Annotated in this window: 12 protein-coding genes; 7 read left to right on the top strand and 5 right to left on the bottom strand. The window is 71.5% G+C overall.

The window, feature by feature from the left end:
• The coding region (locus HII36_RS58390) for an NACHT domain-containing protein (RefSeq protein WP_173530266.1) at positions 1 to 2,163 on the top strand (2,163 nt) is incomplete at its 5' end.
• Between the two features lie 92 nt (positions 2,164 to 2,255).
• On the opposite strand, the gene HII36_RS49005 is transcribed toward HII36_RS58390, so the two are convergent.
• Positions 2,256 to 2,858, bottom strand: coding sequence for a TetR family transcriptional regulator (locus HII36_RS49005; RefSeq protein ID WP_173530267.1), 603 nt, complete (start codon positions 2,856 to 2,858; stop codon positions 2,256 to 2,258).
• A gap of 80 nt (positions 2,859 to 2,938) precedes the next feature.
• On the opposite strand from HII36_RS49005, the gene HII36_RS57455 reads away from it, so the two are divergent.
• On the top strand, positions 2,939 to 4,069 hold the full coding sequence (locus HII36_RS57455; protein ID WP_236004834.1) for a VOC family protein: 1,131 nt from the start codon (positions 2,939 to 2,941) through the stop codon (positions 4,067 to 4,069).
• A 68-nt stretch (positions 4,070 to 4,137) separates the two neighbouring features.
• Here the strand turns inward: HII36_RS57455 and HII36_RS49015 are convergent, their stop codons facing one another.
• On the bottom strand, positions 4,138 to 4,578 hold the full coding sequence (locus tag HII36_RS49015; protein ID WP_173530268.1) for a MerR family transcriptional regulator: 441 nt from the start codon (positions 4,576 to 4,578) through the stop codon (positions 4,138 to 4,140).
• Positions 4,579 to 4,672: 94 nt separating this feature from the next.
• Between HII36_RS49015 and HII36_RS49020 the strand changes: the two genes are divergently transcribed.
• The gene (locus HII36_RS49020; RefSeq protein WP_217370918.1) at positions 4,673 to 5,287 is read left to right on the top strand and encodes a class I SAM-dependent methyltransferase; all 615 of its coding nucleotides are present in this window, start codon (positions 4,673 to 4,675) and stop codon (positions 5,285 to 5,287) included.
• A gap of 115 nt (positions 5,288 to 5,402) precedes the next feature.
• Here HII36_RS49020 and HII36_RS49025 read toward each other — a convergent pair whose 3' ends face one another.
• Positions 5,403 to 6,140, bottom strand: a complete 738-nt coding sequence (locus tag HII36_RS49025) for a DUF998 domain-containing protein (protein WP_173530269.1) — start codon at positions 6,138 to 6,140, stop codon at positions 5,403 to 5,405.
• A gap of 156 nt (positions 6,141 to 6,296) precedes the next feature.
• On the opposite strand from HII36_RS49025, the gene HII36_RS49030 reads away from it, so the two are divergent.
• Positions 6,297 to 7,022: a GNAT family N-acetyltransferase gene (locus HII36_RS49030; protein WP_173530270.1), complete on the top strand. Its 726-nt coding sequence runs from the start codon at positions 6,297 to 6,299 to the stop codon at positions 7,020 to 7,022.
• Between the two features lie 211 nt (positions 7,023 to 7,233).
• Entirely contained in the window at positions 7,234 to 8,232 is a 999-nt protein-coding gene (locus HII36_RS49035) for a hypothetical protein (protein ID WP_236004835.1), read from the top strand.
• A gap of 198 nt (positions 8,233 to 8,430) precedes the next feature.
• Here the strand turns inward: HII36_RS49035 and HII36_RS49040 are convergent, their stop codons facing one another.
• The gene (locus HII36_RS49040; protein ID WP_173530271.1) at positions 8,431 to 9,060 is read right to left on the bottom strand and encodes a TetR/AcrR family transcriptional regulator; all 630 of its coding nucleotides are present in this window, start codon (positions 9,058 to 9,060) and stop codon (positions 8,431 to 8,433) included.
• A 209-nt stretch (positions 9,061 to 9,269) separates the two neighbouring features.
• On the opposite strand from HII36_RS49040, the gene HII36_RS49045 reads away from it, so the two are divergent.
• Together HII36_RS49045 and HII36_RS49050 are read left to right on the top strand one after the other, a co-directional pair.
• Complete coding sequence (locus HII36_RS49045) at positions 9,270 to 10,391, top strand: NAD(P)H-dependent flavin oxidoreductase (protein WP_173530272.1); 1,122 nt, start codon at positions 9,270 to 9,272, stop codon at positions 10,389 to 10,391.
• 49 nt (positions 10,392 to 10,440) lie between these two features.
• Entirely contained in the window at positions 10,441 to 11,064 is a 624-nt protein-coding gene (locus HII36_RS49050; protein WP_173530273.1) for a flavodoxin family protein, read from the top strand.
• 78 nt (positions 11,065 to 11,142) lie between these two features.
• On the opposite strand, the gene HII36_RS49055 is transcribed toward HII36_RS49050, so the two are convergent.
• Positions 11,143 to 11,688 (bottom strand): SMI1/KNR4 family protein, encoded by a 546-nt coding sequence (locus HII36_RS49055; RefSeq protein WP_173530274.1) that lies wholly within the window; start codon positions 11,686 to 11,688, stop codon positions 11,143 to 11,145.
• Positions 11,689 to 12,148 lie beyond the last annotated feature (460 nt).

The raw sequence follows: 12,148 nt of genomic DNA on the forward strand, positions 1-12,148 counted from the left end.
AAGGCGTTCGACGACGGCCGCAACTGGGCGCTGCCCGGCAGCCCGTTCGCGCCGGCCCACACTCCCGCCCGCCCACGCGTTCCGCTCCGTCCGATGGAGGCGGCCGACGGCGGCGACGGCGCGCTGAAGCTGCCCGCCGAGCAGGCGCTCAAGGTCGACTCCCCCTGCGTGCTGCTGGCCGGCCCCGGCGGCGGCAAATCCAGCCTGCTGCGCACGGTGAGCGCGCACGGACTCGACCGGTGGATCGCCGGCGCCGGTCACGACACCGTGCCGGTCATGGTGAGCGCAGCCGCCCTCGCCGACCGTCCGCTCGCCACCGCCCTGGCCGCCGCGGTGACCTCCGAGCTGGCCCAGTACGGGCTCGTGGAGGAGTTGCCGCCGGCATTCTTCGCCACCCCGCCGCGACCCGACGTCACCTGGCTGGTCCTGGTGGACGGCCTGGACGAGCTCGGCGACCCGGACGCCCGCCGCCGCATCCTGCGGTCCCTGGCGGTTCTCATGGAGGGCGAGCACGCCGAGCTGTACCGATTCGTGCTGGCCACCCGCCCGTTACCCGACGGGGAACTCGACCGGCTGGGCCCGCAGGTGCCCCGGTACGACCTGCAGCCGTTCGGCCGCGAGGAGATCCAGCAGGTGGCCCGCGGCTGGTTCCGTGCCCTGGAGGTGCCCGATGCCGAGCGGGCCGCCGACGCGTTCACCCGGGAACTCGTCCGCAGCCACCTGGCCGAGCTGGCCCGCATCCCGTTAATGATCTCCATGCTGTGCCAGCTGCACGGCCAGGCTCCCGGCCGGCCGTTGCCGGCCGGGCGCGGTCAGATCTACCGGGATTTCCTCTCCCTGCTGCACCGGCACCAGCACGTGCCCGCACCCGGCGGCGCCGCCGAGATCGACCGCACCGGGTTACGCCGGTACGGACCTGCCGCCGTCGCGCAGGCCGAGCACGTGCTCGACCACCTGCCCGACCTGATCGTGCACCTGGCCGCCGAGCGCCACAGCGGCAACCGGCAGCCGGCGACGGTCATCGTGGCGGCTCACCCGGAGGCTCGGCGCCCGCGCCGTGTCCCGGCTTTCGACTGGCACGAGTTCCTGACCGCGAGCCTGACGCGCAGCGGCTCGCTCACCGCACGGGCCGGCGACCTGGAATTCCTGCACCAGACGCTCCTGGAGTACCTGGCGGCCGGGCACGCCAACCGCGATGCGGAAACCGCGGCGAAGAGCCTGCGCGAGGCCTTCGACCGGCCTCGGCGGTACCTGTACGACTCGCCCGACTCGGCGGGGATCCGGCCGCGGCTCTGGCTGAGCCGCTACTGGCAACCGCCGCCGTACAAGGAGTCCTTCGCCGGCTTCCTCATCGACACCGCAGCGGAGCACGACCCGGCGCTCGTCGAGCGCTGTCTCACTCGCCTCGCCTCCCCCCGCGGCGGGCTGAACGGCTGCCGGTTCATCCTCCGCCAGGCCCGCATCGGGACCGCTGTTCCGCCCGCCGCGGTGGCCGCGGCCATGGCGTACTGCGCCGACCTGGCCGCCGACCGCACCCTGTACAGCGGGGTACGGGTGGCGGCGGCCCAGGTCCTGGCGACGATCGGGGACGCGCACGGCCGGGATCTGTGCGCGTCCCTGGCCGGCGACCCCGACCAGGTGGACCACCTGCGACTGCGGGCGGCGGAGACGTTGATCGAGGTGGCGGACCCGCGCGGGCTCACCCTCTGTGCCGCCCTGGCGGCGACCGGCCCGCTCTCCTACGGCATCAGGCTGGCAGCGGTCGCGCGGCTGATCGAGGCCGGCGACGCCCGGGGCACGCGGCTGTGCGCGACCCTGGCCACCGACCCGGCGCTCGGCGGCCTGAACCGGGTCGAAGCGGCCAAGACGCTGCTGGAGGCAGGCCACACGGAGGGCGCGCGACTGTGCGCGACCCTGGCCGCCGACCCGGCGCTCGGCGGCCTGAACCGGGTCGAAGCGGCCAAGACGCTGCTGGAGGCGGGCCGCACGGAGGGCGCGCGACTGTGCGCGGCCCTGGCCGCCGACACCGCCCTGCACTACCTGGTCCGCCTGGCCGCGGCCGAGGCGCTGCGGGACGCGGGCGACGAGCGCGGCCCCGACCTGTACGAGGCGGCCGCCAACGGGCGGCGCTTCCGCTGGTTCCGCACTGACCGGCCCGCCTGAATCCGCCGCTCCGGCAGGGCGTTTGCCGGTGGCCGAAGGGCCGCCTGCGGCCTGGACAGGCCGGCCCAGCCGGTCGTCCGAGGCCGGGCGGCTCAGAGAGTCAGGCCGGACTCCAGGTGGGCCAGTGCGGCGTCGATCTCGGCGGGGCCGTCCATCTGCGCGTCCTGTGCCCAGCGCAGCCAGACCATGGCCACGACCCCGAAGACGGCGCCGACGGCGTTCCTGATCCGAGGATCGTCCGCGTCGCCGACCTGAGCGGCGCCTGCGGCGCGGCCGGCCTTCTCCGCCACCGCCGCGCACACCTCACCGATCAGTCCGGGGCTCCTGCGCAGGTTGGCCACCAGCAGTTCGGGCACGGTGGCCGCGAACACCTCACGCGCGTGCCCGGCGGCGATCTCGTCGGCGGACAGGGACGCGAACGCCGTACGGAACGCGCCACGCAACACGCTGACCGGCGCCCCCGGCGGCTGCGCGGCCAGTGCCTCGATGAGCGGCGGGAAACGGTCGAGCTCGGCCAGATGCTCCTTCGTCGGGAAGTAGCGGAAGAAGGTGGCCGGCGAGACCTCGGCGGCCTCGGCGATCTGCTCGACGGTGGTGGCCGCGTAGCCGCGTTCGCGGAAGAGCCTGAACGCCTCGCGCAGGATCGCCTCCCTGGTCCTGGCCTTCTTGCGGTCGCGCAACCCGCTGTCACTCATGCGCCGGATTTTAGCGCACACTCAAACGATGGTTTACTCTCATTTGAGAGACGACTATCAGTTGGGAGAAGGGTGGTTCGATGGTCTACGACGACCGCAGCGACGACGTCCAGGGGCTCCATCACGTGGGGCACGTCGTGCAGGACATGGGCGAGGCGATGGAGCGGTACCGCCGGCTGGGCTTCACCGTGCCCGCGCCGGCCTACCCGGTGCTGCCGCGCGAGCCCGGCGGCCCGGCCGAGCCGTTCGGGGTGGCGAACACGCACGTGTACTTTTCCGGGGCGTTCGTCGAGTTGGTGGCCGTCCTCCCCGAGAGCGGCGGTCGCGCGCTCGATGGGGCTCGTCCGATTCCGCTGCGGGTGCCCGACGACAAGCTGCCGGGGCTGGTGGCCGCCGTTCGCGCGACCGCCGCGAACATCACCTCGTTCCTGCGGCGCTTCCAGGGACTGCACATCATGATCGCCGACACGCGGGACCTCGACCGGGTCGCGGCGCGCCTGACCGGCGACGGGGTCTCGCATGGCGGGGTGCACGCCGTCCAGCGACCCGTCGAGACCAGCTCGGGGACCCGCATGGAACCCGCCCGCTACCTCGAGATCTCCGACCCGGAACTGGGTGCGGGGCGCGTACCGGAGGGCAGGATCGGCTTCGCCGAGAACGCCCCTTCCGACGGGCTCGACCAGCAGCGGCAGACCGAGCACCCGAACGGCGCGACGGGCCTGGTCGAATGCGTGTTGTGCGTGCCTGACGCGGAGTTGGCCGAGCTGACGCGCCGCTACACCACCTACTACGGCCCACCCGAGACCGCCGGAACCCGGTACGACGAGACCCGGTACGACGAGACCCGGCACGACGAGACCCGGCACGACGGGATGGCGTCGGACATGGCCGCACCGCAGCCCGACCGAACGCACATCGACCGGGCGCACATCGATCAGGCAAGCTTCGACCGAACGGGCTTCGACCAGGCGCATTTCGACCGGGCGGGCGTCACCGTGGTGTCCGTGTCGGCGCTCGCCGAGCTGTTGCCCGGTGAGCGTCCAGCGGTCCTGCCGGCGTTCGTCGCCTACGCGGTGTCCGTGCGCGACGTCGTCGCGACCGAGCGGTTCCTGCGCGGCAACGACATCCCCGTCGTCCGGACCGGCGACGGAGAGCTGTTCGTGCCCGCGCACGCCGCCCTGGGCACCGCGATCATCTTCCGCCAGCAGTAACTATCGGTCGCAGAACCACTCCCGCCGACCCTGCGGCCTACCGACCTAGCATCCGGGGGGCTCGGTGGTCAGGGGCTCGGTGGTCGGTGCGAATGGGCTTCTTCGAGGGAGGCTCCTGCCAGGCGTGCCGCCACCACGTCCGTGAACGTGGCGCACTCGGAGAGGTCCTCATGCGGACAGGCCAGCCCATGAACGATGGCGGTACGCGCCGCCTGCGCCAGAGCGATCCGCCGATCCAGCTCGGCGAGCTTGCCGCGCTGCAGCTCCCGCCACTCCGCCCCGCCCGGCGAACGAGCCATGAGCTCCTTGACCTCGCGCAGGGTGAACCCGACATCCCGCAGCAACAGGATCAAGCCCACCAGCCCGACCGCCGACGGCGGATAACGTCGCTGACCCGAAACCCGGGCCGGAGCCGTCAGCAGGCCGAGCTCTTCCCAATAGCGAAGCGCGGAGGTGGCGACGCCGGTACGGTTCGCCAGCTCGCCGATCGTCAGCTGCTCGTCGCCCATTGACTTCAAGCGTACTTGAAGCCCTTGACTTGCGGACATGCCGACACCAGGAACAGCAGTACCACCGGGGATCAAGCAGCGCGTGCTCAGGAGCATGGTCCGTCAGTTCGGTCACCCGCGAGGCGTCGTCGGACGGGCGGTCGGCTGGTTCATGGCCCATCGCTCCTCCAACAGGCAACGCAGCATCTGGGCGGTGTCGCTGCTGGACGTCCGGCCCACCGACCGGGTGCTCGAGGTCGGATTCGGCCCCGGGATCGGGATCGCCGCGTTCGCCGCCCGCGCCGTCCAGGGCCGGGTCCATGGCGTCGACCACTCTCAGGCCATGGTCCGTCAGGCCGCCCGGCGCAACGCCGCCGCCGTCCGTGCTGGTCGCGTCCGTCTCACGCACGCCTCGGTGGACCGACTGCCGAGCTTCGGCGAACCGCTCGACGCCGTCCTCGCCGTCAACTCGGTGGGGTTCTGGACGGATCCGGCGGAACGGCTTCGCGAGCTGCGCCTCCTGCTTCGCCCAGGGGGACGGATCGCGCTCGTCAGCCAGCCCCGCTGCCCCGGCGCCACCCGGGACACCACCACCCGGGCCGGCCAAGAGCTTCAGGATCTGCTCGCACAGGCCGGATTCGTCCAGATCCGGGTGGAGACTCTCGATCTCGAACCGCCTGTCGCGTGCGTCCTCGCCCACAACCCACCGACCACGCCACCCACACCGTGACCGACGCCCGCACCGTCCAAACCTGACCTGACCCCAGGATCGCGACCAGGCCCACCCCGTGGCCCCGCCCGTCACCACAGACGGGGCCACGGGCGGGCCCGCGGGTGGGGCCGGTTTACCGGCCCGTCTCCGAAAGGCCGCGCGACACCCGCACCGCCACCGCCCCCAAGAACGCGAACTGGATCGCCGACGCCCCCACGATCCGCAAGCTGAGGCTGTTCAGGTCAGGCCAGGCGAGCACGACGATCACCAGCACGGGAACCCCCGCACAAGCCACCACCCACCCCCGCCTCCGCAGCGCGGCGAAGCGGCGCAGGAACACGAAGCAGAGCGCCAGCCCCGAGCACGACGCCACCAGGAACCCGATCTCGTGCAGCACCCCGTGCCAGCTCATCACCGGCGGCGCGCCGGCCGGAGCCCCCGCGGGGAACCCGGCCCCGGGGTCGGTGGTGAAGACCCCGGCGATGATCATCCCGATCCCGTTCGCGGCCACCAGCAGCGGACCCCAGGTCCCGGCCCGTCCCGGGTGCAGCACTCTGCGCAACCCGGCCGCGCAGGCGACGTACAGCAGCCCGCAGAGGACGAAGTTCGCGATCTGGATCCACCCCAGATCGCCGAGACTCAGCAGGCTGAGCGGGTGGAAGCTCGGGTCGTACCCTTCCCTGGTGAGCGCCTGAACCAGCCACACCGCCAGGAACAGCGGACCGGCCGCCGGCCCGCACCCCAGCAACACCCGCGTGGCCCGGTCCGAGGGCCTCCCCCAGCCGGCCGCTGCCCGTCCCGCAGCGGTTTCCCGCGCGGCCGCTCCCTCCGCGGCCTGTCCCCGTGCGACCGATCCCTCTACAGCGGACATCGCCATCTCCTCCGCCCGTCCGGCGCCCCTTCGGCGCCTCTTCAACCGGGACGTCGAAGCCACGAGCCACATCCGGACACACCGATCACCCGATTCTTCCCGGATAGAGTCGGGGAACGAACTCCCCCGTCGACGTCCACCCCCGGGAAGAGATCAATGTCGTCCAGCGCCCTGGACCGCGCGCGAGACCTCTGGGCGGGCCTCACCCGCGCCGCCCCCGTCACCTTCCCGCCGCGCGGCCGGGCGCGCGTCGTGGTCTCCCCCGAGTCGTCGCTGTGCCCGCCGGGCTGGACCGGCATCGTCATGCTGGACGGCGGCGTCCTCGCCACCGTCCCCGCGCCCGAACTCGCCGAACAGGTGCGTGACGTCCTCCGCGCCCACGTCACGCGGGCCGCCGCCATCGACCTCGCCCGGATCGCCGCCGACCTGCCCGCGTCCGACCTGCTGGGCCCCGCCACCCTGGCCTACCTCGACGCCGCGGACTTCACCCCCGCGCTCCTCCACACCGGTGTCGAACGGCTTCCCCCGCATCACCCCGCCATGCGGTCGATGATCACCGGCATGGACGAAGGGGACGCGGCGGAGAGCGGCCTGGCGGAGATCACGTCCGCGGCCTTCGTCGTCCGCGAGGGCACGGAGGTGATCGCCGCCGCCGGATACCGGCAGTGGCTGGACGTCGCCGCGCATCTGTCCGTCTGGACCGCGCCGCACCGGCGTGGCCGCGGCCTGGCCCGCGCGGCGGCGTCAGCGGCGATCGAGGACGCGCTCGCGCGCCGGCTGCTACCGCAGTGGCGAGCCCGCCCGGAGCCGTCGCGACGCGTCGCCAGGGCGCTCGGCTTCCACGAGCTCGGCACCCAGATCAGCCTCCGGCTCGCCCGCTGACACCCACCGAACACCGGAAACGTACGAAGCCTCGGGAACGAGCGGTTCCCCCGCCCGCATCACCCGCACGACGGATGTTCAACCCGATCTTGGCGAGTTTCAATGGAGTCGTCCAGCGCGCCTTGTGACCAGCGAACCCGGAATTCCGATCAGCATGCCCGGCTGCCCGGTCCCAAGGTCCCGCTGTCCGTTTCCCGTACCTGGAGGCCCGATGGCAGAGTCCACGAGGAATGCGAAGCTCCCCAAGGCAGCCACCCCCATTGAACTCGACGCCGCCCCCAAGGCCACATCCCTGTTCGTGAACGGTCACTTCCCCAAGCGCCGTGCTCTCGTCATCGGTCTCAGCGCGCTGGCCGGCTTCCTGCTGACCGTCATCTGGTCGGCCGAGTTCGTCGACGGCGTCATCGGCGACAACGTGGCCAACACGCTCCTCGGCCACGACGCCAAGGAGACGCCGATCGCCGGCATCACGGCCGGGATCGCGTTCGCGCTGGTCTCCGGTATCGCCGGTACGTTCACCGCCTGCAACATCGCCGCCTTCGGCGCCCTGGCGCCGCTGATCGGCGGCACGCATTCGATCCGGGCCAGGATCGTCCAGATGCTCAAGCCGCTCGGCTGGATGTCGGCCGGCATGCTCGTGGTGTCGGCGGCGTACGGCGTGCTCGTCGCCCTGGTCGGCACCAGCATGCCGCAGTTCTCGACGGCCCCGTCCGCGCCGGGCGAGCTGTCGGCCCGCACGATCCAGACGATGATCATCTACGGCCTGATCGGCCTGACCATGATCTACCTGGGCCTGGCCGCCACGGGCGTCGTCAAGGACCCGCTCGCCGGCATCGCCGCCCGCCGTCCGAACGCCCCCATGGTCCTCATGGGCGCTCTCATCGGCGCGTTCCTCATCGGCCGCCCCTTCCCCCTGTTCCGCCAGATGTTCCGGGACGCCGCGGAAAGCGGCAACATCCTGTACGGCGCCGCCGCCTTCATGCTGCAGTCCATCGGCAACATCCTGATCATCACGGTCCTCTTCGTCGTCTTCGGACTGGTCGCGGGCAGCCGGATCCAGCAGTGGATCAGCGCCAAGCCGAGCCGCTCGGCCGTCATCATCGCGGCCGCCTTCATCGTGGCCGGCGTCTTCCTGGTGCTGTACTGGGACGTCCGCGTCCTGGCCCGCCGGGAAATCATCCCCTGGTACCCGATGGCTCCCTGGGCATAACCCGATCCCCCTTGAAAAGCACGGCCTCCGCCATGGGCGCGCTTCGCCCGGCGGAGGCTACACGCTGTGTCCCCAGGCTCCGCCGGATGAGCCTGGGGCGCAATCAGCATGAGGCAAGGGCGGAAGCACACCGGCTCCACCCTGAACTGGCCGATCCGCAGCCACAGGCCGCAGTCGCACGCCTACGTCGCGGGTTCGTCAGCACCCGCTGAGAGCCGTGCGGGACACCGGAACAGCCCCGTGGAGCAGCAGGGCGGCCTGGTCCCAGAGGCCGTCGAGCAGGGCGGGGTCGTTGGCGAGTTTGGCGAACAGGACCATGCCCTCCAACTGGGCGAGCAGTGCCCGCGCCGTGACCGCCGAGTCCTTGCCCGCGGGCAGTGTGCCCTCGCGGACGGCCTGCTCCAGCACGGCCTGGACCATGGCGATCTGCTCGCCGAAGACGTCGTCCAACCGGCGTCGGACGACTTCGTCCTGCCCGCTGAGTTCGAGTGCCAGGTTGGCCAGCAGGCATCCGTTGACGACGCCGCCCGTGCGCCGGGCCGCGGTCTGCGCCGCCGACTGGGCCAGGAACAGCAGCTCCAGGCGCCGCAGCGGAGAGCCCTCGCCGTCGAGGATGGCCGCCCAGCGAGCCCGCTGCACCTCCCAGTGGCGATCGACGACCTCGACGGTGAGCGCCTGCTTCGACGCGAAGAAGTGGTAGAAGCTGCCCTTGCGCACCTCCGCGCGCTCGCAGATCTCCGCCACTCCCAGGCTGTTGTAACCCCGGTTGTGGATCAGCTCGCCGGCGGCCGCCAGCAACCGTTCCCGCGCCGTGCTCGTCCGCCCCATGAGACGAACTATACGACCGGTCAACTAATCCAGGAGACTTCGATCGACGAATAGTTGACCGGTCGTCTAGCTCACGGCGACAGAACCCGTACACCCAGAAGCCGTCCCTGGGCCTCCCGTCCTGGCACGAGAGACGACCGCACAACAGATCATGCACTCACCCGAAACCTTCGCCCAAGACCGGACATCCACGAAAGACAGGCGAAACGATGACCGATTGGACCAGGACCCGCGTCAGCGGGTTGTTCGGCACGCGCTACCCGATCGTCCAGGGCCCCTTCGGCGGCGGCGTCTCCACCGTGGCACTCACCGCCGCCGTGTCCGCCGCCGGCGGGCTCGGCTCATACGGCGGCCACCACTTGCCGGCCGACGAACTCGACACGACGCTGAAGAACCTGCGCGCGGCGACCGACCAGCCGTTCGCGGTCAACCTGTGGGTACCGACCGAGGGCCAGCCCACCGGGATCGACGAGGACACCTTCCGCGCCGGCATGGCCCGCCTACGCCCCTGGTACGACGCGCTGGAACTGCCGCAGCCCGACTACACCCCGCAGTCCCTGCCCGACTTCGGCGAGCAGGTCGACGTCGTGCTGGAGCACCGGCCCGCGGTGTTCAGCTTCGTGTTCGGCCTCCCGGGCCCGCGCGTACTGGCCGAGTGCCGCAGACGCGGCATCGTCACGGTCGGCGCGGCCACCAACCTCGACGAAGGGCGCGCGCTGGCGGACGCCCGCGTCGACGTCGTGGTCGCCTCCGGGGTCGAGGCGGGCGGGCACCGGCCGTCGTTCCTGCGCCCTGCGGAGGAGTCGGTGGCCACCGGGCCGCTCACCGCGCAACTGGCCGGCACGCTCAGGGTGCCGGTGATCGCCGCCGGCGGCATCGCGGACGGACGTGGCATCGCCGCCGCGTTCGCGCTCGGCGCGGAGGGCGCGCAGGTGGGCACCGCGTTCCTGGCCACCGAGCAGTCCGGGGCACTGGAGGTGCACAAGCGGGAGCTGCACGGCGACCGCGCCCGATACACCCTGCTCACCCGCGCGTTCTCCGGACGGCACGGCCGCGGCATCCGCAACGCCTTCCTCGATGCCTTCGCCGACGACCCCTTCCCCGGACTCGGCCCGATCCCGCCGTACCCGCAGCAGTTGTGGCTCACCGCCCCGCTGCGCGCGGCAGGCGTCGACCCCGAAGTGCTCTTCCTGTACGCCGGCCAGGGCGCGCCGCTGCTCCACCCGGCGCGCACCGACGCCGGAGACCTGCTGCGCTTCCTCGCCGAGGACACCGACCGCGTACTCGCCCGCCTGGCCACCCTGTCCATCGACGCCCCGCGAACCCCCTGAACCCCCGATCATCCCCACCGTCTCGCCCTTCCCGGAAGGCAGGCATCACATGTCACACCCCGTCAGCGTCGTGATCACCTATCACAGCGGCTACGGTCACACCGCTCGCCAGGCCCAGGCCGTGGCCCGCGGCGCCCGTTCCGTCAGCGGCGTCGCCGTCGGACTGCGTGACGTCTCCGTGCTGGACGACGAACTCTGGCACGAACTCGACCTCGCCGACGCCATCATCTTCGGCACGCCCGCCTACTTCGGCAGCCAGTCGTCCGTCTTCCAGGCGTTCGCCGAGGCCACCGCGGGCATCTGGGCCCGGCAGGGCTGGCAGGACAAGCTCGCCGCGGGCTTCACCAACTCGTCCGGCCTCAACGGCGACAAGGGCAACGTCCTGGCGTCGCTGGCGGTGTTCGCCGCGCAGCACGGCATGCAGTGGATCTCCCTGGGCCTGCTGCCCGGCTGGAACACCACCGCCGGCTCCATCGACGACCTCAACCGGCTGGGCGGCTTCATGGGCGCACTCGCCCAGTCACCCGCCGACGCGCCCGCCGACGTCGCCCCGCCCGACACGGACCTGCGCACGGCCGAGCACCTGGGCCGGCGGGTCGCGGAAAAGGCCGTCCAATGGGCCCTCATCCGCCGATCCCTCGTCCGTCCCGTGGCCGGCGCACGTACGCCCTGATCCGCCTTCGGCCCGAGGGCGACCGAGCACGGGTCGCCCACGGGCCCGGTGGGCTCCCGCACTCCTGCACAGGCCTTGCTAGGTCATGAGCTTGGCGTTCGCCATCTCCCAGAAGGACCGGTAGCGCTCGGCCCCCGGCATCCATGCGGCCGCATGCCACGCCTCCCACTCGCCATCGGGCGTTTCGATGCACGGGTTGAGCAGGAAGAAGCCCTCGTCGTGGCCGCCGACCAAGAGCATCTCAGGCAGGTATTCGGCCCGCATGTGAACGGTGTCCTGGCCGTCGCCGTAGACGAAGTAGTCCTCGTCGGAGACCTCGTAGTCGGGAGGCGTCCCCAGCGCGGCGAGATCCGGCTCGAGGTCACGGACCCACCCGACCCGCTCCAGCGGCACCAGGTAATCGTCCTCGACGAACAACCCGTGGGACACCAGGAGGAACTGCCGGTAGCTCTGCGGGAAGGTGACGCCGAGCCGTTCTTCGTGCTGGGCGATCTCCTCCTCGGTCGCGCCTGGCCGGGTCGCGGGGCCGTCGGCGAGCTCGTAGGGACGAACGGCGTACGGGCGCTCGGCGTTCTCCTCGTTCACCTTCTGCAGGAGATCGGCCCACGCGTACTGGATGCTCATGGCGGACGACGCTATCGGCAAGGTCCGACACTTGACCGGATGAATGCCCGACCAGGTAGTTCTCGAACTGCGTTCCGCGCTGAGCGGTTTATCGGAGGAGTTGAGTCGACTGTCGTGTGGCACTCAGCGGACTTCGCGGCGCCTGCCGTCAGGAGTCGGCCCGCCTTTCGACGGGTCAGGCAATGAGGACGATGAGACCCTTGGCGATCGCCATTCGCGAGGGCGGAGAAACTGGCGTGGTGAGGATCGCGGCGGATACCTCTCAGCCCTTGATCTCAACCGTCATGTCTGCCTCCTCTGAGGCTTCCCGCAGGGCAACCGCGGGATCGACCGACCGAGATCGATGGCATGGTGCCCCGAACCCGGTTTTCTTCATGACCGGGCGAAACGGCGGCCATATGTCGGCTCCGACCGGCGGCCATCCCTGTCCCCTCCAGCCGGTCGGGGGCCGGGGGGAGCG

Origin of the sequence: Nonomuraea antri, assembly GCF_013283785.1 — a bacterium.
Classification (GTDB): domain Bacteria; phylum Actinomycetota; class Actinomycetes; order Streptosporangiales; family Streptosporangiaceae; genus Nonomuraea; species Nonomuraea antri.

Bases quoted from the DNA above. Each gene is read 5' to 3' on its own strand.
- HII36_RS57455 (WP_236004834.1), top strand. From the start codon at position 2,939: ATGGTCTACGACGACCGCAGCGACGACGTCCAGGGGCTCCATCACGTG.
- HII36_RS49050 (WP_173530273.1), top strand. From the start codon at position 10,441: ATGTCACACCCCGTCAGCGTCGTGATCACCTATCACAGCGGCTACGGT.
- HII36_RS49055 (WP_173530274.1), bottom strand. From the start codon at position 11,688: ATGAGCATCCAGTACGCGTGGGCCGATCTCCTGCAGAAGGTGAACGAG.
- HII36_RS49030 (WP_173530270.1), top strand. From the start codon at position 6,297: ATGTCGTCCAGCGCCCTGGACCGCGCGCGAGACCTCTGGGCGGGCCTC.
- HII36_RS49035 (WP_236004835.1), top strand. From the start codon at position 7,234: ATGGCAGAGTCCACGAGGAATGCGAAGCTCCCCAAGGCAGCCACCCCC.
- HII36_RS49020 (WP_217370918.1), top strand. From the start codon at position 4,673: ATGGTCCGTCAGTTCGGTCACCCGCGAGGCGTCGTCGGACGGGCGGTC.
- HII36_RS49015 (WP_173530268.1), bottom strand. From the start codon at position 4,578: ATGGGCGACGAGCAGCTGACGATCGGCGAGCTGGCGAACCGTACCGGC.
- HII36_RS49045 (WP_173530272.1), top strand. From the start codon at position 9,270: ATGACCGATTGGACCAGGACCCGCGTCAGCGGGTTGTTCGGCACGCGC.
- HII36_RS49025 (WP_173530269.1), bottom strand. From the start codon at position 6,140: ATGTCCGCTGTAGAGGGATCGGTCGCACGGGGACAGGCCGCGGAGGGA.
- HII36_RS49040 (WP_173530271.1), bottom strand. From the start codon at position 9,060: ATGGGGCGGACGAGCACGGCGCGGGAACGGTTGCTGGCGGCCGCCGGC.
- HII36_RS49005 (WP_173530267.1), bottom strand. From the start codon at position 2,858: ATGAGTGACAGCGGGTTGCGCGACCGCAAGAAGGCCAGGACCAGGGAG.